Origin of the sequence: Jatrophihabitans endophyticus (genome assembly GCF_900129455.1) — a bacterium.
GTDB lineage: Bacteria > Actinomycetota > Actinomycetes > Mycobacteriales > Jatrophihabitantaceae > Jatrophihabitans > Jatrophihabitans endophyticus.
The window spans coordinates 810,145-829,667 of sequence record NZ_FQVU01000002.1; the positions used below are offsets into that span (position 1 = coordinate 810,145).

The 19,523-nt window shown below is 72.8% G+C and carries 22 protein-coding genes; 11 read left to right on the forward strand and 11 right to left on the reverse strand.

Annotated features, from left to right (window positions below; translation table 11 throughout):
• Positions 1-14 precede the first annotated feature (14 nt).
• From BUE29_RS09010 to BUE29_RS09020, 3 genes are read right to left on the reverse strand one after another with little or no spacing between them, the layout of a single operon-like run.
• Complete coding sequence (locus BUE29_RS09010; RefSeq protein WP_200800110.1) at positions 15-854, reverse strand: putative RNA methyltransferase; 840 nt, start codon at positions 852-854, stop codon at positions 15-17.
• Positions 855-876: 22 nt separating this feature from the next.
• Positions 877-1,887, reverse strand: coding sequence for a CAF17-like 4Fe-4S cluster assembly/insertion protein YgfZ (ygfZ, locus tag BUE29_RS09015; RefSeq protein ID WP_073388811.1), 1,011 nt, complete (start codon positions 1,885-1,887; stop codon positions 877-879).
• Positions 1,888-1,895: 8 nt separating this feature from the next.
• Entirely contained in the window at positions 1,896-2,294 is a 399-nt protein-coding gene (locus BUE29_RS09020; RefSeq protein ID WP_073389603.1) for a Fur family transcriptional regulator, read from the reverse strand.
• Between the two features lie 104 nt (positions 2,295-2,398).
• Here BUE29_RS09020 and BUE29_RS09025 point away from each other — a divergent pair, with 104 nt between their 5' ends.
• A complete protein-coding gene (locus BUE29_RS09025) occupies positions 2,399-3,274 on the forward strand; it encodes an aminotransferase class IV (RefSeq protein ID WP_073388813.1) in 876 nt (291 codons plus the stop codon).
• Positions 3,275-3,581: 307 nt separating this feature from the next.
• Here BUE29_RS09025 and BUE29_RS09030 read toward each other — a convergent pair whose 3' ends face one another.
• Complete coding sequence (locus BUE29_RS09030) at positions 3,582-4,496, reverse strand: AurF N-oxygenase family protein (protein WP_073388816.1); 915 nt, start codon at positions 4,494-4,496, stop codon at positions 3,582-3,584.
• A 116-nt stretch (positions 4,497-4,612) separates the two neighbouring features.
• Between BUE29_RS09030 and BUE29_RS09035 the strand changes: the two genes are divergently transcribed.
• Positions 4,613-5,305 (forward strand): TetR/AcrR family transcriptional regulator, encoded by a 693-nt coding sequence (locus tag BUE29_RS09035; protein WP_084180869.1) that lies wholly within the window; start codon positions 4,613-4,615, stop codon positions 5,303-5,305.
• Here the strand turns inward: BUE29_RS09035 and BUE29_RS09040 are convergent.
• Positions 5,302-5,826 (reverse strand): heme-binding beta-barrel domain-containing protein, encoded by a 525-nt coding sequence (locus tag BUE29_RS09040; protein WP_159440852.1) that lies wholly within the window; start codon positions 5,824-5,826, stop codon positions 5,302-5,304. The two genes, BUE29_RS09035 and BUE29_RS09040, sit on opposite strands and share 4 nt — an antisense overlap.
• Before the next feature lie 130 nt (positions 5,827-5,956).
• Between BUE29_RS09040 and BUE29_RS09045 the strand changes: the two genes are divergently transcribed.
• Positions 5,957-6,334 carry a DsrE family protein gene (locus BUE29_RS09045; protein ID WP_073388822.1) on the forward strand — a complete coding sequence of 126 codons (378 nt, stop codon included), beginning with the start codon at positions 5,957-5,959 and terminating at the stop codon, positions 6,332-6,334.
• A gap of 61 nt (positions 6,335-6,395) precedes the next feature.
• On the opposite strand, the gene BUE29_RS09050 is transcribed toward BUE29_RS09045, so the two are convergent.
• From BUE29_RS09050 to BUE29_RS09075, 6 genes are all read right to left on the reverse strand, one after another.
• On the reverse strand, positions 6,396-6,695 hold the full coding sequence (locus BUE29_RS09050) for a DUF1416 domain-containing protein (protein ID WP_073388825.1): 300 nt from the start codon (positions 6,693-6,695) through the stop codon (positions 6,396-6,398).
• Between the two features lies 1 nt (position 6,696).
• Positions 6,697-7,530, reverse strand: coding sequence for a sulfurtransferase (locus BUE29_RS09055; RefSeq protein WP_073389608.1), 834 nt, complete (start codon positions 7,528-7,530; stop codon positions 6,697-6,699).
• Between the two features lie 284 nt (positions 7,531-7,814).
• Positions 7,815-8,600 carry an LmeA family phospholipid-binding protein gene (locus BUE29_RS09060; protein WP_073388827.1) on the reverse strand — a complete coding sequence of 262 codons (786 nt, stop codon included), beginning with the start codon at positions 8,598-8,600 and terminating at the stop codon, positions 7,815-7,817.
• Positions 8,601-8,634: 34 nt separating this feature from the next.
• The gene (locus BUE29_RS09065; RefSeq protein ID WP_143168079.1) at positions 8,635-9,531 is read right to left on the reverse strand and encodes a hypothetical protein; all 897 of its coding nucleotides are present in this window, start codon (positions 9,529-9,531) and stop codon (positions 8,635-8,637) included.
• The gene (locus tag BUE29_RS09070) at positions 9,524-10,300 is read right to left on the reverse strand and encodes an alpha/beta hydrolase family protein (RefSeq protein ID WP_200800111.1); all 777 of its coding nucleotides are present in this window, start codon (positions 10,298-10,300) and stop codon (positions 9,524-9,526) included. Before BUE29_RS09070 ends, BUE29_RS09065 begins: the two co-directional genes overlap by 8 nt.
• Before the next feature lie 17 nt (positions 10,301-10,317).
• Positions 10,318-11,847 (reverse strand): fatty acyl-CoA synthetase, encoded by a 1,530-nt coding sequence (locus BUE29_RS09075; RefSeq protein ID WP_073388833.1) that lies wholly within the window; start codon positions 11,845-11,847, stop codon positions 10,318-10,320.
• A gap of 208 nt (positions 11,848-12,055) precedes the next feature.
• Here BUE29_RS09075 and BUE29_RS09080 point away from each other — a divergent pair, with 208 nt between their 5' ends.
• From BUE29_RS09080 to sigJ, 8 genes are all read left to right on the forward strand, one after another.
• Positions 12,056-12,838 (forward strand): winged helix-turn-helix transcriptional regulator, encoded by a 783-nt coding sequence (locus tag BUE29_RS09080; protein WP_073388836.1) that lies wholly within the window; start codon positions 12,056-12,058, stop codon positions 12,836-12,838.
• A 45-nt stretch (positions 12,839-12,883) separates the two neighbouring features.
• Complete coding sequence (gene mshD, locus BUE29_RS09085) at positions 12,884-13,714, forward strand: mycothiol synthase (protein WP_073388838.1); 831 nt, start codon at positions 12,884-12,886, stop codon at positions 13,712-13,714.
• A 179-nt stretch (positions 13,715-13,893) separates the two neighbouring features.
• Positions 13,894-15,039, forward strand: coding sequence for a phosphate ABC transporter substrate-binding protein PstS (pstS, locus tag BUE29_RS09090; RefSeq protein ID WP_073388841.1), 1,146 nt, complete (start codon positions 13,894-13,896; stop codon positions 15,037-15,039).
• 203 nt (positions 15,040-15,242) lie between these two features.
• On the forward strand, positions 15,243-16,241 hold the full coding sequence (gene pstC, locus BUE29_RS09095; protein ID WP_084180929.1) for a phosphate ABC transporter permease subunit PstC: 999 nt from the start codon (positions 15,243-15,245) through the stop codon (positions 16,239-16,241).
• The gene (gene pstA, locus BUE29_RS09100) at positions 16,241-17,206 is read left to right on the forward strand and encodes a phosphate ABC transporter permease PstA (RefSeq protein WP_073388844.1); all 966 of its coding nucleotides are present in this window, start codon (positions 16,241-16,243) and stop codon (positions 17,204-17,206) included. The genes pstC and pstA overlap by 1 nt, the downstream gene beginning before the upstream one ends.
• A 26-nt stretch (positions 17,207-17,232) precedes the next feature.
• The gene (gene pstB, locus BUE29_RS09105; RefSeq protein WP_073388847.1) at positions 17,233-18,012 is read left to right on the forward strand and encodes a phosphate ABC transporter ATP-binding protein PstB; all 780 of its coding nucleotides are present in this window, start codon (positions 17,233-17,235) and stop codon (positions 18,010-18,012) included.
• A gap of 74 nt (positions 18,013-18,086) precedes the next feature.
• Positions 18,087-18,641 (forward strand): carboxymuconolactone decarboxylase family protein, encoded by a 555-nt coding sequence (locus BUE29_RS09110; RefSeq protein WP_073388850.1) that lies wholly within the window; start codon positions 18,087-18,089, stop codon positions 18,639-18,641.
• Positions 18,638-19,510: an RNA polymerase sigma factor SigJ gene (gene sigJ, locus BUE29_RS09115; RefSeq protein WP_084180870.1), complete on the forward strand. Its 873-nt coding sequence runs from the start codon at positions 18,638-18,640 to the stop codon at positions 19,508-19,510. Before BUE29_RS09110 ends, sigJ begins: the two co-directional genes overlap by 4 nt.
• Positions 19,511-19,523 lie beyond the last annotated feature (13 nt).

Sequence of the window (19,523 nt, forward strand, 5' to 3'; positions counted from 1 at the left end):
AAACCCGGATGAACTCACCTGGTGTACGTCGTCACGTCCACGGCGACCGTGACCGTCGTCGGATCGGGCAGCGCACGGACCCGGGCGGCGAGCTCGTCGGGGGAGACGTGGGCGCCGGTCGGTCCCATGCCGACGAGGGCGGCGAGCTGGGCGTGGTCCAGCCGCAGCTCGTACCGCACGTGGTCGGCGGCGGCGCTGGCGAAGCGGGCGAACGTGCTCGCCTGCCGCTGTTGCTTGTGCGGGTCGACGCGGAGCATGCCGAGTGGTGCGACCACCTCGTGCAGATGCGCGGCGGTCGGAGCGGCGACGACCGTCCGGCCGGCCGCGGCCAGCACCCGGTCGAGCTCGGCGGCGTTGCGCGGCCCGAAGACCGAGAGCACCCGCGAGACCGACGCGTCGGCCAGCGGCAGCCTGCCCCACGCGTCCGCGCCGATCGCCGCGGCCCGGGGGTGGGCCCGTGCCGCCCGTCGCAGCGCCGGGCCCGAGGCGTCGAGGCACACCCCGGACGACGCCGGGTCCCGTGCCAGCACGGCGGCGAGGTAGTGCCCCGTCCCGCCGGCGAGGTCGAGCACCAGACCGTCCGCCGGCGACGCGGCAGCCACCACCGCGGCGGTGACGCCGTCGAGCAGGCCCGCGGCGAGGACGGCGCTGCGGGCCGCGACCATCGCGGCGGAGTCGCCGGTGGCGACGCCCCTGCCGGAGAGCAGGTTGACGTAGCCCTGCCGGGCCACGTCGTACGAGTGCCCCGTGACGCAGCGCAGCCGGGGCCCGTCGCGGTGCAGGGAGCCGTCGCACAGCGGGCAGCGCAGGGCGGGCAGGACGCGGTCCAGCGCCGGGGGCTGCGCCACAGTCACCCGGCGAGCCTAGGGCGGCGCCCTACTCGGGGTCGGCGACGGCCTGCTGACCACCCACGACGAGCGCGGCGTCGTCGGGAACGGTCCGCTTGACCACCGCGAGGGCGATCGGCCCGAGCTCGTAGTGGTGGACGGCGGTGCCGAGGAAGCCGATGCCCCGGCCCTGGTACTCGACCGGGGTCCCGGCCGGCGGCAGCTCGTCGGACTCGCCCGCGAGATGGAGCAGCACCAGCCGGCGCGGCGGCCGGCCGAGGTTGTGCACGCGCGCGACGGTCTCCTGGCCGCGGTAGCAGCCCTTCTGCAGGTGCACGGCGCGACCGATCCAGCCGACCTCGTGCGGGATCGTGCGGTGGTCGGTCTCGGCGCCGGCCCGGGGGTGGCGGCCGGCGACCCGCAGCGCCTCGAACGCCCACAGTCCGGCGGGTGCGGCGCCGGCGGCCACCAGCGCGTCGAACACCGCCGTGCGGCGCGCGCGGGGGACGAGCAGGTCGGCGGCGTCATCGGTCGGCCACGACATCCGGCGGACGAACCCACCGCCGTCCAGCGCGATCGCGCGGCCGGCGGTCTCGGGGACCGGGAAGCCCGCCGCCGCGAGGAGTGCGGCGGTCGCCGGTCCGACGACGGACAGCACCGCCCAGTCCGCGGAGACGTCCGCGGGCTCGACCCGCTTCATGAAGACCATCTTCGTCAGGTACTCGAGCGAGGCGACGCCGTCGCCCGGCTCGGTGTCGAGCCAGACCGTGCCGCCGAGCTCGGTGACCTGCCAGTGCTGCTCCACGTGGCCGTGCGGCGAGAGCACCAGCGCCTCGGTGGCGTCGCCGTCGCGCAGGTCCGAGACGTGCTGCGAGCAGATGGAGTGCAGCCAACCCAGCCGATCGGTCCCGGGGACGACGAGGACGTCACGGTTGCTGCGGTCGACCACGGCGACGGTGGTGTCGGCGCGGCGCTGCTCGCGCAGGGGGTCGCCGTAGTGCCAGGAGACGTCGGCGTCGCGGCCGGTGGCGGGGACGGCGGTGGTGCTCGTGTCGGTCATCGTGGGTGTCAGCGTCCGATCGCGCTCGATTGTTCCGTCGTCGGCGGCGGCGGTGTGGCGGTGCAGTCGCGGCACCGGCCGAAGACGGTGAAGTGCGAGCGGTCCAGGACGAAGCCGTTGCGGCGGCGCAGCTGGTCGGCCAGGTCGTCCACCAGCCCGGGAGCGGCGTCCACGACCGCCCCGCAGGTGTGGCAGACGATGTGGACGTGGTCGTCCTCGGCGGGCCGGTACGACGGCGCGCCGTGCGTCAGGTGCGCGTGGCGCACGAAGCCGAGCTCCTCGAGCAGCTCGAGGGTGCGGTAGACCGTCACGGGGTCGACGCCGTCGACGGTGTCGGCGAGCTGCTCGGGGGTGGCGTGGCCGAGCCGGCGCACCGCGGCGAGCACCTGCTCGCGCTGCGGCGTCATCCGCAGTCCCCTGGCGCGCAGCGTCGCGGCGAGATCGGAGGTGTCGATCTCGGGCCGCGGGCCGGACGGACGGGGCACGGCTCCATCCTAGGTAGCCTGACCGCGTGTCGGCAGACCCTGCGCCCGCCCCCGTCCTCGCCGTCCTCGGCCGTGGTGTCGTCGCCGCCGACGCCCCCGTCGTGCGCGCCGACGACGACGGGCTCGTCCGTGGTGACGGCTGCTTCGAGGGCTGCCGCGTACGCGTCGCCGCCGACGGCGGCCGGGCCGTCGACAAGCTCGATGCGCACGTCGCCCGCTTCGCGCGCTCGGCCGCCGCCCTCGAGATCGACTTCGACGAGCCGGCGTGGCGCGACCTCGTCGCCACCGCGGTGGCCGCGTGGCCGGGGACGGGGGAGGCGGCGCTCAAGCTCGTCCTCACCCGCGGCGTGGACGGCCGTCCCACCGGCTTCGCGCGCGTCAGCGCGATGGCGGCCGAGAGCCTGCGCCAGCGCCGTGACGGGCTGCGCGTCGTCACCCTGGCACGCGGCTTGGCCGCGGACGCGTTCGAGGCCTCGCCCTGGCTGCTCGGCGGCGTGAAGACGCTGTCCTACGCGGTGAACATGGCCGCCCACCGCGAGGCCGTGCGGCGCGGCGCCGACGACGTCGTCTTCGTCAGCGGGGACGGTGCGGTGCTCGAGGCGCCCACCGCGTCGGTCGTGTGGGCGCTCGGACGGACGCTGCACACCACCCCGCTCGGGCCCACCGGCATCCTCGCCGGCACCACGCAGCAGCTGCTCTTCGAGCGCGCGTCGGCGGCGGGGTGGCGCACCTCGTACACCCTCGCCGGCGTCGACGACCTGCACGCGGCGGACGCGGTTTGGCTCGTCAGCAGCGTGCGGGGCCCGGTGGACGTCGTCGACCTCGACGGCAAGTCACGGGAACGGCAGCCGGCGCTGGACGGCGAGATCCGGCAGCTGTGCGGCTTTCCCCCCGGCGCCTGAGCCGTCCCGGAACCGGCCGCGCTGCGCGTCGCGAAACGGCGTTGCCGCCTCGTCCGTCCCGGTCGTACCGTGGACGTACACGAGGAAGGAGGTGGTCCGGAGTTGAAGACTTTCAGGACACGTGAGGTGGCGGTCCGCTAACCGCTGCACGACCAACGGACCAGCGTGGGCACTGCCCCCTGCCGCGTGTGCGGCGGCGAGCACTACCCGGATCGCTACCCGGCCCCCGAGTCGTCGGCCCGTCCAGCCGACCCGGTCATCCGACCGGCCCGACTCGGGGGTCGTTCATGCCTGCGGCCCGGCGCCCTCAGACGAGATGGACGAGGCCGTAGATCGGCCGCGTGTACCAGGTGACCATGCCCTGCTCGGCGAGGAACGCCATGATCTTCTCGCCCATCCACCGGCGTGACTCGGCGTAGTGCTCGTTGTCGCGGGCGGCGCGGACGGCCTCGTCGCGGTCGAGCCCGATGTTCGCGTACACCTCGGGGCTGATGATCGACGACGTCACGAAGGCCGCGACGAGGGCGGAGAGCACGTTGGCCACGACCTTGGCCACCGGGCCGATGTCGGCCATCTGCCGGGCGACCTCCTCGCGCGCGAAGCGCACGTGGCGGGCCTCCTCGACGACGTGGATGCGGTTGACCATCCGCACGAGCGGATGCACCGACTCGTCGTTGACCGTCTCGCGCTGCAGCCGGTCCAGGATCTCCTCGGCCACCAGCACCGGCGCGAACAGCGTCGGGCCCTTCGCGGTGGCCTTGTACAGCCGCGCCAGCTGGTGCACCGAGCGCCGCACCCGGTAGGTGGGGGCACCGACCCGTTCGACGGCCTTGGCGAACATCATGATGTGGCGGGTCTCGTCACCGATCTCGGCGAGCGCGTACTGCGTGCGCGGATCCTGCGGATCCTGGTGGTAGGCCCACCGGGTCAGCAGCTGGATCAGGATGAGCTCGAACCACAGCCCGGTCGACGCGATGCTCGCGAGCTCCTGCCGGGACAGCTCGAGGCGCTGCTGCTCGCTCATCCGCTCCCACAGCTCGGTGCCGAACAGCGACACCCGCTCGTAGGGCAGGAACTTCATCCCCGCGAACTGACCGTCGACGGGGGCGTCCCAGTCGATGTCGAGCTCGGGGCTGTAGCTGTTGCGCGACGTGGAGCCGAGCAGCCGGGTGGCGGTCTTGCGGACGCTGTCGACGCTGCGCAGGGGGGCGCTGGCGGTCATGGCGCTCTCCGATCGGTGTGACGGGGTGCACAGATGAAGGTGTAACAAGGTGTACTACCTACCGGTGTCCTTGACAAGGCGTCGCACCTAAATCGGCGGACAACTAGGCTGGCGGCGTGGCTGCGGGATCCGATCCGATCGTGGGTGCCTCCCGCGACGGTCGCTCGACGCGGTGGGACCCGCACCGGCGCGAACGCCGGCAGGCGATCATCACGGCCGCGATCGCCGCGATCGAGGAGTACGGGCCCGAGGTCTTGACGGCCCGGATCGCCGAGCAGGCCGGCGTGCCGCGTACCCACGTCTACCGCCACTTCGACGGCAAGCGAGCGCTCGACCTCGCCGTGTCCGCGCACATCGGCAACGAGATCGGCGAGCACATCCGTGGCGGCCTGGCCGTCGGCGGCTCGGCGCGCGACATCATCGGCGCCGCGATCGGCCAGCACCTGCGCTGGGTCGAGGAGCACCCCAACCTGTACCGCTTCGTCGCGCAGCACGCATATGCCGTCCGCGCCAAGGACTCCCGCTCGGCCGTCGACGCCAAGGCGGCCTTCGCCGCCGAGCTCAGCGTCCTCGTCGAGCGCTACCTGCGCGCCCTCGGGGTCGACGCCGCGGCGGCCGAGCGCGTCATCGTGGGCGTGGTCGGGCTCGTCGACGCCACCGCCGCATGGTGGCTCGAGGGTGGTGGGACGCCGGTCCGGGCCGTCCTCACGGCCGAGCTCACCGGGCGGGTGTGGCTGCTGATCGACTCGGTCGGGCGCGACCTCGGCTTCGAGCTCGACCCCGACCGGCCGTTGCCCGACCTGCCCTAGGTGCGGCGCAGCCGGCCGTTGAGGTGCGGCGCGAACGGCTGCCCGGCCGGGGCCAGCTCGGTCGCGTACCCGAGCTCGTCGCCACGGACGGCGTAGAGCCGTCGCTCGCCGTCGACGTCCTTGGCGCTGGGGGCGTGCTCGGCCGACACGGTGGCGAGCTCCCAGCGCTGGTCGCCGGCGGTACCGGCCAGCACGAGGGCCTGCCCGGTGTGGGACGCGAGCACCAGCTCGACGTCGTCCGGCCCCGGCCCGGGGCGCCAGAAGCCGGTCTCGCGCCACGCCTGGCGGACGACCGTGCCGTCGGCGTCCAGGAGCCAGGAGCGTGACTCGTACGCGAGGAACGGACGGCCGTCGTGCGCGACCGTCACCTGCTGGCCGAAGGCGAACTCCTCGCCGGAGGACGCCACCACGCCGACGCCCTCGCCGCGCCACACGCCGACGAGCGGCAGCAGCGCGAGCAGCGCGTCGTGCACGGGCACGCCCACGCGCAGATCGGTGGTGTCGGGGACAGGCTCGCTCATCGCGGGTCGGCGAACTGCCTGCGCACGACCTGGACGCCGGCCGCCGCGATCGCGACGAACGCGAGCACCAGCAGCACGAAGAAGACGGTCTCCACGGTCGCGGACGCTACCCGCCCGGCAGGATGGCCCCATGACGACGCCCCGGCCGCTCCGTCCCCTCGTCGTGAAGTGCACGACCGGCGCCGAGGCACCCGAGCGCTGCGCCCAGGCCTTCACGGTCGCCGCCACCGCCGTCGCCGCCGGCGGCGAGGTGTCGCTGTGGCTCACCGGGGACGCGGTGTGGCTCGCCGTGCCCGGCCGTGCCGAGGGCTTCGAGCTGCCGCACTCCGCGCCGATCGCCGACCTGCGCGACGCGGTCCTCGCCGCCGGCACGCTGACGGTCTGCACCCAGTGCGCCGCGCGCCGCGACCTCGCCGAGGCGGACCTCGTCCCCGGCACCGTCGTCCGCGGCAGCGCCAGCTTCGTCGACGAGATCCTGCGTCCGGACGCCCAGGCCCTCGTCTATTAACCACTTTTGGCGGCTGAGCGCAGCATGCTGCGCTCAGCCGCCAAGAGCGGATGGGTGGGGGTCAGGACAGGCCGAGCGAGGCCTCCACGAGCCCGGGCTCGAGGGCGTGGACGTCCTTCTTGGCCTTGCCGTCCTTGTGCAGGACCGACAGCGTCCACCTGCCGGGCGCGGCGAAGAAGCGGAAGTCGCCGGTCGCCGACGTCACGACCTCGGCGGTGAACTCGCCGGTGCCGTCGAGCAGCCGCACGTAGGCACCCGCAACGGGGGCCTCGCCGGCGGAGACGACGCCGTAGATCACGGTCTCTTTGGTGAGGTCGATGCCCGCGGGCAGCGTCGGGGTCTGTGCCGGTGCGCCGCACATGTCAGACGCCCTTCTCGATCGGGACGCCCACGAGCGAGCCGTACTCGGTCCAGGAGCCGTCGTAGTTCTTGACGTTCTGGTGACCGAGCAGCTCGTGCAGCGCGAACCAGGTGTGGCTCGACCGCTCGCCGATGCGGCAGTAGGCGATGGTGTCGCGGCCGTCGTCCAGGCCCTCGTCGGCGTAGAGCTTGGCCAGCTCGTCGTTGGACTTGAAGGTGCCGTCCTCGTTCGCGGCCTTGGACCACGGGACGTTGAGCGCCGTGGGGATGTGACCGCCGCGCTGGCTCTGCTCCTGCGGCAGGTGCGCCGGGGCGAGCAGCTTGCCCGAGAACTCGTCGGGCGAGCGGACGTCGACCAGGTTCTTCTTGCCGATCGCGTCGACGGTCTCGTCGCGGAAGGCGCGGATGGCGAGGTCCTGGTCCTGCGCGCTGTACTGCGTGGCGGTCCGGGACACGGCGTCCTTGGACAGCTCGCGGCCGTCGAGCTCCCACTTCTTGCGCCCGCCGTCGAGCAGCTTGACGTCGGAGTGGCCGTAGAGCTTGAAGTACCAGTACGCGTATGCGGCGAACCAGTTGTTGTTGCCGCCGTAGAGGACGACGGTGTCGTCGTTGCCGATGCCCTTGTCCGACAGCAGCTTCTCGAACTGCTCCTTGTCGACGAAGTCGCGCCGGACCTGGTCCTGCAGTTCGGTCTTCCAGTCGAGCTTGACGGCACCGCTGATGTGGCCGCCGTCGTAGGCCGACGTGTCCTCGTCGACCTCGACGAAGACGACGCCGTCGGTGTTCAGGTTCTGCTCGGCCCAATCGGCCGAGACGAGCACGTCTTCACGGCTCATGGTCACTCCTTGAAGAGGTTGTAGGGCATGCACGAGAGCGTTCGGCACACATCGGTGCCGGGGCCGTCCTGGGACGGCGCGGCGGGGCGTCGGTGACGCGGGCCGGGTCGCGAGTCGTCGCGACGGGCGTCAGCCGATCAGGCGGGCCGACACAGGCAGCTGCCCACACGGCACAGGTCGACCGTGCGGCGGGAGGTGAGCAGGAGCCTCACCGAGCTGGTCATACCGGCGAGCCTAGCTGCCCCCGCGGAACCCGCGCTACCTGGCTGTAACACAGCTCGCGGTCACCTGTCGGGACGTGCGTCCCGTGCAGTGGGACGGACGGGAGGAAGCGGACGACCGGGCACCGGCTCGACCGCCAACCGGCGGAAGACGACCGCGTCGGCCGACGCGAGCACGACGAGGCCGTCGTCCTCGGGGCGCAGCTCGTCGAGACGCAGCCCGTACGGCAGCACCGGCATGGCGATCGGCACGTCCAGCGAGGGCAGCAGCGGGCCGAGGACGATCGAGGGAACGTTGATGCCGGCCACCGAGACGCCGCGCACCTGCAACCAGACCGCGTTGCCCTCGGCCAGGGTGAGCACGGCGCGGCCGGTGACCCGCGCGAGCTGGCTGATGCCCGGCACGGGCAGGGCGGCCGTCGCCAGCACCCGCCCCCGGGACGGCCGCAGCTCGAGCCCCGGGATCCGCGCCGCACGGGCGAGCTCGTCGTAGGGCAGCACCAGCCGGCCCTCGATGTGCTCGCACGGCACCTCCTCGGTGCGGCCACCGAGCAGGTCGCGCAGCGGCAGGTAGACGTTGCGCAGCTGGGCGTCCAGGGCGACGCCGTTCATCTCGCCGATCCGCAGCCCGGTGCCGGCCACGTGCACGGCGCGGTAGCGGCCGCGCAGCGCCTGGGTGAGGAAGGGGCGGCCGTGCACGCGGACCACCGGCGGCCGGCCCAGCGGCACCGCGAGGTGCGCGGCCGCGCGCCGCTCGGCCAGCGCGACGCACTGCCGGTCGAGCAGCATCACGGCACCGGCGAGCAGCACGAGCGCGACGACGACCGTCGCGACGCCCAGGACGGTCATGGCCCGACGCCGTCGCGCCGGGTCGCCGCGCCCGTCAGGACCGGATCGCCAGGCACAGCAGGAAGGCCGCCGGCGCGAGCACGCACACCGGCAGCAGCGCCGTATAGACCGGTCGGCCGAGGCGGGCGAGCCACGACGTCCCGCGGGGTGTCGTGTGCGCGACGAAGGTCGCGGCGATCGCGAGCAACCCGGCCAGCGCACCGACCGCCGCGCCGAGGAACACCGCCCGGCCGTCGCCGAAGTCGCGGACGTCGCGCAGCGCGAGGTACGCGGCCGCGGCGCCGACCGCGGCCGCGGCGACCAGCCCGAGCACGCCCCGGGGGACCGCGGGGTCGAAGCGCGGCACCGACACCACGACGTCGACCAGGCAGCCGACGAGGACGGCGGCGAACGCGGCACCGACGACGGCGGCGCTCACCCTGCCCTCGATGCCCGTTCCGAGCCGGGCGCTGCCGGTGAACTCGTGCCGCAGCTGCACCCACGCGCTCACCGACACCTGCGCGAGCACCAGCAGCGCCACCGCGGACAGCGACGAGACGAGCTGTACCCGTGCGGCGCCGCGCAACAGCTGGTGGACGAAGGCGACCGGTACCGCGAGCGCCAGCACCGCGACGAGCGGCCCCAGGCGGTCCTGCGGGTAGAGCGAGACGGCGACGTCGGCGCCCGCGGCCGCGAGGGCGCCGACCACGACCCCGCCGCGCCGACCCGGCATTCCGGTGCCGAGCACCCAGCCGAGCCCGAAGAGCGTCTGCACGGCCACGACCGCGACGAGCAGTGCCGTCGCTCCGCCGTATGCGGCGGCGGTCGCGCCCGCCCCGACGACCAGGGCCACGGCGGCGACGGCGAGCAGGTCGCGACCCGCAGCGGCCGTCGTGGCGGGCGAGGGGGACGACGGGGCGTCGGCCGCCGGCGCCGTCCCCACGTCAGTCACGGCTGCCATGGTGGCAGACCGGCGCGGCGAGGGCGTCGCCCAGCCAGGCGCCGATGCGGTGCACGAGGTCGTCGGACGTCGCGAGCTCGGCGTGACCCATGCCCGGCTCGATCCACACCGCGGCGTCCGGCGCCGCCGCCGCGAGCGCGTCGACGTGGCGGCGGGGGAAGTAGCGGTCGGCGTCGCCGTGCACGACGAGCAGCGGTGTCGGGCCGATGGCCGGGGCGACCTCGGCCGGTGACTCGGGGACGACCGGCCAGCCCCCGGCGGCGACGCGGGTGCGCCGCCACAGCCGGGTGACGGTGCGGCCCGTCCGCTTCTCGAACATCCAGTGGGCGAAGCGCATCGACCGGGTGCCCCGTTCGAACCAGAGCCCGGGTGCGCTCACGCTCACGACGGCGTCGGCGTCGCCGCCCAGACCGGCGTGCCGCAGCACCGCCGACCCGCCCATCGACCAGCCGAGCACCGCCACCCGCTCGTACCCCGCGCCCCGCAGCCAGGTGACGCCCGCGGCCACGTCGTGGATCTCCTCGGCGCCGGCCGTACCCAGCCCGCCGGACCGGCCGTGACCGCGGAGGTCCAGCGCGAGGACGCCGTAGCGCTCGTCGGCCAGGCCGCGCACGATGCGTTCGATCTCCCGGTTCCGAGCCCATCCGGTGAAGCCGTGCGCCACGACGCAGCCGATGTGGCGATCGGCGGCGGGCCAGTGGTCGGCGACGATCCGGACGCCGTCGCGGGTGGTCATGACGACGGGGGACGGGACGGCCACCCTGCCATTGTCGCCGGTCAGCCGACGCCTTCGGCGGTGGGCAGCGAGTCGCGCAGCACGCGCTTGAGCAGCTTGCCCGACGCATTGCGCGGCAGCTCGGCGACGAGGTGCACGTGCTTGGGCACCTTGAACCCCGCGAGGCTCTCCCGCGCGTGCGTGACGATCTCCTCGGGGGTGACCTCGTCCTTGACGACGACGAACGCGGTGACGGCCTCGATCCACCGCTCGTCGGGCGTCCCGATCACCGCGACCTCGGCGACCGCGGGGTGGGTGTAGATGGCGTCCTCGACCTCGCGCGACGCGACGAGCACGCCGCCGGTGTTGATGACGTCCTTGATGCGGTCGACGACGGTGATGTAGCCCTCGTCGTCGGCGCGCACCAGGTCACCGGAGCGGAACCAGCCGTCCCGGAACGCCGCGGCGGTCTCGTCGGGCTTGTCCCAGTAGCCCTCGCACAGCTGCGGCGAGCGGTACACGACCTCGCCGAGCTCCCCGGCCGGGACGTCGGTGCCGTCCTCGGGGGAGACCACGCGCAGCTCGACGAAGAGCACCGCCCGGCCGCAGGACTCCGGCCGCTCGGCGTGCTCGGCCGGCCCGAGGACGGTGGCGAGCGGCCCGATCTCGGACTGCCCGAAGCAGTTGTGGAAGCCGAGCTCCGGCAGCGCCGCCTGCAGCCGCTGCAGCACCGGCTGGGGCATGATCGACGCCCCGTAGAACGCCTTCGTCAGCGAGCCGAGGTCGCGGGTGGCGAAGTCGGGGTGCTGGGACAGCGGCACCCACACCGTCGGCGCGAGGAACAGCGCGCCGATGCGGTCGGCCTCGACCCGGCGCAGGATCTCGGGAATGTCCGGCGTCTCGAGCAGGTGGTTGGTCGCGCCGACCGCCAGGTAGGGCAGCAGGAAGACGTGCAGCTGCGCGGAGTGGTAGAGCGGCATGGAGTGCAGCGGCGCGTCGTCGGCGGCGAGCCCGAGCGCGACGACCGAGGACAGGTACTCGTGCACCAGCGCGCGGTGGGTCATCATCGCGCCCTTCGGGCGTGACGTCGTTCCCGACGTGTAGAGCAGCTGGACGAGGTCGGTGTCGGTGACCTCCACGGCGAGGGACGGGACGTCACCGGTGCGGGCCCGGGCCAGCAGCGAGTCGGGTGCGTCGCGCAGCGGCACCGTCCGGGTGACCGACGCGCCGCAGCCGGCGACCCGGTCGGCCAGGGACGGGTCGGTGAGCACCACGGTGCTGCCCGACTGCTCGAGCAGGTACGCGAGCTCGCCGCCGGTGAGGGCGTAGTTGACGGGGACGTGGACGAGGCCGGCCCGCGCGCACGCGAGGAACGCGATCAGGTAGGCGTCGGAGTTGCGGCCGTACGCCGCGACCCGCGCGCCGCGCCCGAGGCCGAGGCCGAGCAGCACCGCCGCCGCCCGCGTCACGGCGTCGTCGAGCTCGCGATAGGTCCACGACCGGTCCTCGAAGACGAGCGCGCTGCGGTCGCCGACGCGTCGCGCGCTGCGGCGCAGGACGTCGTCGACGGTGCTGGAACGGGTGGCGGTCACGGGCTGCGTCCTCCGGGCTCGAGCGACCCGCCGCGGGTGGCGGGGGCATCGGCGCCAGCATCGCGGGCCCGCCACCCGCGCGACAAGCGCCCCCGACCCCGGTGCTGTGTTTCCGGCGTGTAACGCCCGTATTTCGGGGGCTGTAGGGGCGAACGGCCGGCCGCCGGCCGGTAACGGTCGGGTAGTCTGAAAGCGTTTTGCGGGGGCAATGGCGCACCCGACCACCCGGCGAACGACACGACCGGAGGCGAGCGTGGAGCTCATCCTGCTGACCGGAGCCGTCCAGCCCACCACCGAGGTGCTGCCCGCGCTCGGCCTGTTGCCGCACCAGGTGACGGTCCTGCCGCAGGACGCCGGTGCCCTGGTCGACCGCGCCCTCGGCGACGCGGTCCTGGTCGACGCCCGGCGCGACCTGATGTCGGCCCGCGCGTTCGTCCGGCTGCTCACCGCGATGGGCACGGCGGTCCCCATCCTCGTCGTCCTCACCGAGGGCGGCCTCATCGCGGTGTCGGGCGAGTGGGCCGTCGACGACTTCGTCCTCGACACCGCCGGCCCCGCCGAGCTGGACGCCCGCCTGCGCCTCGCCGCGGAGCGTCGCGCCGCCGCGACCGACGAGGTCGACGGGCGCCTCGAGATCGGCGAGCTCACCATCGACGAGGGCACCTACTCGGCGAAGCTCGCGGGGGTCGCGCTCGACCTCACCTACAAGGAGTTCGAGCTGCTGAAGTTCCTCGCCCAGCACCCCGGCCGGGTCTTCACCCGCTCGCACCTGGTGCAGGAGGTGTGGGGCTACGACTACTTCGGCGGTACCCGCACCGTCGACGTCCACGTCCGGCGGCTGCGTGCGAAGCTCGGCGGTGAGTACGAGGCCATGATCGGCACCGTGCGCAACGTCGGCTACAAGTTCGTGCGGCCCGCCGAGCTCGGGGCGCGTCGCGACTCCGGTGCCGACGACCTCGCCGAGCTGGACGGCCTGCCCGCTCCCCGCTGACCCGGCCCGCCGGGCGGCCCGGCCGCGCGCACTAGCGTCGCCGGTATGCCGATCGACACGACCGTCCCCGATCCCGAGACCGGGCAGGCGGTGCTCGCCCTCGCCGACTCGGTCGAGCAGAAGGACGGCGCGCCGCCGCTGTCGGACCGGGCGCGTACCCATCTGCGCTCGGCCGGGGTCGAGCACCTCGTCGTCCGTGCCGGCGACGAGGTGCGCGCGTACGGGCAGCTCGACGGCGACGAGCTCGAGCTCGTCGCCGCCGACGGCGCGGCCGCCGACGCCGTCCTCGACGCGGTCGACCGTCCGGTTGCCGTCTGGTCGCACGGCACCCACAGCCGGCTGATCGACGTCTTCGCGGCCCGGGGCTACGAGCGGCGCCGCGAACTGTTCCAGCTGCGCCGGCCCGGCGAGATCCCGCTGCCCGCCGACCCGCCGCTGGCGGACGGGATCACCGTCCGCTGCTTCGACGCCGGCCGCGACGAGGACGCCTGGCTGGCGCTGAACGCCGCCGCGTTCGCGAACCACCCCGAGCAGGGACGGCTGACCCTCGAGGACCTGCGCGCCCGCGAGGCCGAACCGTGGTTCGACCCGGCCGGGTTCCTGCTCGCCGAGCGCGACGGCGAGCTGCTCGGCTTCCACTGGACCAAGATCCACCCCGACGGTGCGGGCGAGGTCTACGTGCTCGGGATCGCGCCGGGCGGACAGCGCCTCGGGCTCGGCCGCGGCCTGCTCGTGCGCGGCCTGCGCCACCTCGCCGGTCGGGGCTGCCCGTACGTCCTGCTCTACGTCGACGGCGACAATCCGAGCGCCGTCCGGCTGTACGAGCGCGAGGCGTTCGCCCGCCACGACGTGGACGTCCAATGGCGCACCGGATGACCGTCGGCCGTACGCACGCCATCGCGAGCTCGTTCATCTGAGGTTCAGATGTCCGGTTTGCGGGGGCTACCGGACGGCGTCACGTCATTCACTGCTCGTTCACCTTGGCCACCCCGCCGCGCCATGTCGCGAACTTAGCGTCCGGAGCGGAAACGACATCCGACCAAGGAGAACCGATCGTGAAGTTCAATCGTGCGGGCGTCGCCGCCGGCCTGCTCGCCACCACCGTGGCGCTCGCGGCCTGCGGCAGCGACGCGAGCGGTTCCGGCAGCAGCGACACTGCTGGCAGCACCACCGGCGCGACCACCTCCGGCAGCAGCAGCACCGGCGGCGGCGCCGCCGCGGCCTGCTCGACCGGCACCCTCAACGGCGAGGGCTCGACCGCACAGACCAACGCGGTCACCGAGTGGACCAACGCCTACCAGAAGGCGTGTACCGGCGCGAAGATCAACTACAACCCGACGGGCTCCGGCGCCGGCATCAGCCAGTTCAACGCCGGCCAGGTCGACTTCGCGGGCTCGGACTCCCCGCTGAGCAAGGACGCGGGCGAGGTCGCGGCGGCGCAGAAGCGCTGCAAGAGCGCGCCCCTCGACCTGCCCATGGTCGTCGGCCCCATCGCCATCGGCTACAAGCTCGACGGCGTCGACAAGCTCGTGCTGACGCCCGACCTGCTGGCCAAGATCTTCACCGGCAAGATCACGAAGTGGAACGACCCGGCCATCACGGCGAAGAACTCCGGCGCCAAGCTGCCGAGCAGCGCGATCAACGTGATCTTCCGCTCGGACGCCTCCGGCACCACCCAGAACTTCGAGAAGTACCTCGCCGCCACGGCGCCGAGCGACTTCACCGCCGAGCCGGCCAAGGACAACGCCGCCAAGGTGTTCAAGGGCCAGGGCAAGGCCAAGTCGCAGGGCGTGGCCGCCGCGGTCGCCGCGACCGAGGGCTCGATCGGCTACGCCGAGTACTCGTTCGCCGTCGACAGCAGCCTCGCCACCGCCCAGATCGACAGCGGCTCCGGCCCGGTCGAGATCTCGAAGGACACCGCGAGCGCGGCCGCCGGCGAGGCGAAGGTCGCCGGCACCGGTGACGACCTGAGCCTCCAGCTCAACTACAAGCCGTCCTCGGCCAAGGCCTACCCGATCATCCTGGTGACCTACGAGATCGCCTGCACCAAGTACAGCGACTCGGCCAAGGGCACGTTCGTGAAGAACTTTCTGAACTACACGATCGGCGCCGGCCAGGACGTGCTGGCCTCCAAGGGCTACGCGCCCATCCCCACCGAGCTCGCCACCAAGGTCAAGGCGTCGATCGCCAAGATCAGCTGACGACTCACCTCTGGTCCCCGTCGGGTGCTCGCGCGAGCACCCGACGGGGACTCGGTGCGAAGGACTGACAGCCAGTGACAGAGCGAGACACGATGACCGAACGCGCAGGCCGGACCGGCTCCGACACACCGGGCGAGCCGCTGCCGCCGCCACGGGTCGGCGGCGAATCGGTGCTCGACCAGCCAGCGGACGCCGGGGCCGCCATGGCCCCCGTGGCCGTGGCGTCGAGCGACCCGCTCGCCCATGGACCGGCCGACAGCACGCCCGTCGCCGGGGGCGGCACCACCGCGGCCGGCGGCAAGGTGCGGATCGGCGATCGCATCTTCGCGGGCCTGACCGCCGGCGCGTCCGGGGTCGTCATCGTGCTCGTGGTGCTGATCGGCACCTTCCTCGCCATCAAGTCGGTGCCGTCGATCCTCGACGACAAGGACAACTTCCTCACCTCGACGAATTGGCAGACGACACCGGGCAACCTGCGCTTCGGCATCGCGCCGCTGCTCTGGGTGACGGTGATCATCTCGCTCATCGCGCTCGTCATCGCCGTGCCCGTCGCCATCGGCGTGGCCCTGTTCATCACGCAGTACGCGCCGCGCCGCCTCGCGAAGCCGGTGGCGTACGTGCTCGACCTGCTCGCCGCGATCCCCTCGATCGTCTACGGCATCTGGGGCGCGTTCGTGCTCGCCCCCAAGCTGGAGCCGGTGCAGCGAGTCCTCGCCGACATCCCGCTGCCGCTCTTCCATAGCGCCCAGGCGCGCGGCACGATCTTCGACGGCGGTGTCGTCCTCGCCGTGATGATCTTGCCGATCATCACCGCCATCAGCCGCGACGTCTTCGAGCGGACGCCCCGCGCCAACGTGGAGGCCGCGCTCGCGCTGGGCGCCACCAAGTGGGAGATGATCCGCATGGCGGTGATCCCCTACGGCCGCGCGGGCGTCGTCAGCGGCTCCATGCTGGGTCTCGGCCGGGCCCTCGGCGAGACCATCGCCGTCTACCTCATCGTCTCGACGGCGAGCCCGCCGTTCCGCTTCACGATCTTCACCGGCGGCGACACCTTCGCCTCGAAGATCGCCAACGGCTCGGCCGAGTTCAACAACCCCGAGACCACCGGCGTCTACATCGCCGCCGGCCTGGTCCTGTTCGTGCTGACCTTCGTCGTCAACTCGGCGGCGCGCGCCGTCGTCAACCGGAAGGCGGTGCAGTGATGACCGCGATCGCGAGCCCGCCCGCCGCGCCCACGTTCGCCAAGGCCCGTGGCAGCCGGCGTGTCAAGAACAACGTCGCGACCACGCTCGTCTGGCTCGCGTTCGCCGCCGCGATGGTGCCGCTGGTGTGGCTGCTCGTCACGGTGATCGGGAAGGGCTACTCCGTCCTGGCCGCCGCCGACTGGTGGACGTCGGACCAGACCGGCATCAGCCAGGCCATGAAGGGCGGCGGCATCTCGGCCGCCATCATCGGGACGGCCGAGCAGGTCGCGCTGTGCACCGTCATCTCGGTGCCGATCGGCATCCTGGTCGGCGTCTACCTCGTCGAGTACGGCGGCCGCGGTCTCTTCGCGCGGGTCACCACCTTCATGGTGGACATCCTCACCGGCATCCCGTCCATCGTCGCCGCGCTGTTCATCTACGCGCTGTTCATCACCACGCTCGGCGGCGTTCGTGCTGGCTGGATGGTCTCGCTCGCGCTCGTGATCCTGATGATCCCGGTGCTCGTCCGCACCACGGAGGAGATGCTCAAGCTCGTCCCCAACGAGCTGCGCGAGGCGTCCTACGCACTGGGGATCCCGAAGTGGAAGACCATCGCACGGGTCGTGATCCCGACCGCGCTCACCGGCCTGATCACCGGTGTCGTGCTGGGCATCGCCCGCGTCGCCGGTGAGACGGCGCCGCTGCTGATCCTCGTCGGGTACGCGAAGGGTGCGAACGCGAACCTCTTCGGTGGCTTCCAGAGCTCGCTGCCCGGATTCATCAACGACCAGTTCCTGAACTACAACACCTCGTCCGGTGCGACGGCCTACCACCTCGACGCCAACGGCAACCGGGTCGCGGGCGCCGTCGCCAACTACGCCCCGGAGCGGATGTGGGGGGCGGCGCTGTCGCTCATCCTCATCGTGCTCGCCCTCAACCTCGTCGCGCGGCTCATCGGCCGGCGCACCAAGATCGCCGCCTGAGCGGCCGGATTCCGGAGACGACCGACATGGCCAAGCGCCTCGAGGCCAAGAACCTCGACATCTACTACGGCAAGTTCCTCGCCGTCAGCGACGTCAACTTCACCATCGCGCCGCGGTCGGTGACCGCGTTCATCGGCCCGTCGGGCTGCGGCAAGTCGACGGTGCTGCGCACCCTGAACCGCATGCACGAGGTGATCGCCGGCGCGAGCGTCAAGGGCAACGTCCTGCTCGACGGCGAGAACATCTACGCCAGCGAGGTCGACCCCGTCGACGTCCGCCGGACCATCGGCATGGTGTTCCAGCGCCCGAACCCGTTCCCGACCATGTCGATCTACGACAACGTCGTGGCCGGCCTGAAGCTCAACAGCAAGCGGATGAACAAGGCCTCGACCGACGCCGTCGTCGAGAAGTCCCTGCGCGGTGCGAACCTGTGGGACGAGGTCAAGGACCGCCTCGACAAGCCGGGCGCCGGGCTCTCGGGCGGGCAGCAGCAGCGGTTGTGCATCGCGCGGGCCATCGCCGTCGAACCGCAGGTGCTGCTGATGGACGAGCCCTGCTCGGCCCTCGACCCGATCTCCACGCTCGCGATCGAGGACCTGATCCAGGAGCTCAAGGAGACGTACACGATCGTGATCGTCACCCATAACATGCAGCAGGCCGCGCGCGTCTCGGACCGCACCGCGTTCTTCAACCTCGCGGGCATCGGCAAGCCGGGGCAGCTCGTCGAGATGGACGACACCGAGCGCATCTTCGCCAACCCGTCGGACCGGCGGACGGAGGACTACATCTCGGGCCGCTTCGGCTGAGCCGGCGGCGGGCGTGTCACATTCCGCGGTGAGTTGGTGTCGTATGCGGCAACAACCCACCGCAGGAGGATCCGATGGCCCGCATCTCGCTCGACCCGCCCCGCAGCCCCTCGATGAAGCTGGGCGAGTGGTACTCCCGCCGCCGCTTCGGCGACGTCCTGGACCCCGCCCGGGCGATGGGGCACAACCGGCGCGTGTTCCGGACGTACGTCAAGGCCGAGATGTCGGCGCAGAAGTGGTCGGCGCTCCCGGCGCCGGTGGGCACACTCGCCGTCATGGCGTCTGCGGCGGCGATCGGCTGCGAATGGTGCATGGACTTCGGCTACTGGATCGGGATGAACGAGGGCATCGACCCGCAGAAGGTGCGATCGGTTCCCCGCTGGCGCGAGAGTGACGTCTACGCGCCGGTGGAGCGTGCGGCGATGGAGTACGCCGAGGCGATGAGCACGACGCCGCTGACGGTCACCGACGAGCACGTCGCGCGGCTGCGCGAGTTCCTCGACGAGGCGCAGCTGGTCGAGCTCACCGCCACCGTTGCGCTGGAGAACCAGCGGGCCCGCTTCAACACCGCGCTGGGGCTGCCCAGCCAGGGCTTCAGCGACCGGTGCGAGCTGCGGCCGGTGCCGTGACCGAGCCGTTCGACGCGCACCGGCGGCTGCTGTTCCGGGTCGCCTACGACCTGCTCGGATCGGTCGCCGACGCCGAGGACGTCGTCCAGGACACCTGGTTGCGGTGGTCGGCGGCCGATCGTTCGCCGGTGCGTGACCCCCGCGCCTACCTCGTGCGGACGGTCACCAACCAGGCGCTCAACCGGTTGCGGACCGCGGCGGCCACGCGCGAGACGTACCTCGGCCCGTGGCTGCCCGAGCCGCTCGTCGAGCCCGACCCCGCCGACGACGTCACCGACCGGCTGGACCGGGAGCAGGACGTGTCGCTGGCGCTGCTCGTGGTGCTCGAGACCCTCTCCCCGGCCGAGCGGGCGGTGTTCGTGCTGCGCGAGGTGTTCGGGATGTCGCACGACGAGGTGGCCGCCGCGCTCGACCGCACGCCCGCGGCGGTGCGGCAGCTGGCGCACCGCGCCCGTGAGCACGTGCAGGCGCGTCGACCGCGTTTCGAGGCGGACGCGGCGCAGCAGCGGCGCGTGACCGAGCAGTTCCTCGCCGCGTGCGCGACCGGCGACCTCGCCCGGCTGCTCGCTCTGCTGGCGCCGGACGTCACGCTGGTGAGCGACGGCGGTGGCGTCGTCAGCGCGGCCCGCCGGCCGGTGCTGGGCGCGGACAAGGTCGCGCGGTTCCTGCTCGGCGTCGCCGCCGGCGTCCCGGCCGAGAGCCAGCGGCTGGTGCGGGTCAACGGGCGGCTCGGCCTCGCCGGCTTCGCACCGGACGGCGCCACCGGCTACCGCGCCGAGCACGTCACGCTGCTCGACGTCGTCGACGGCCGCATCGGCGCCGTGCTCGTGGTCCGCAATCCTGCCAAGCTGATGCGCGTGACGCCCTGACACGCCTACACTC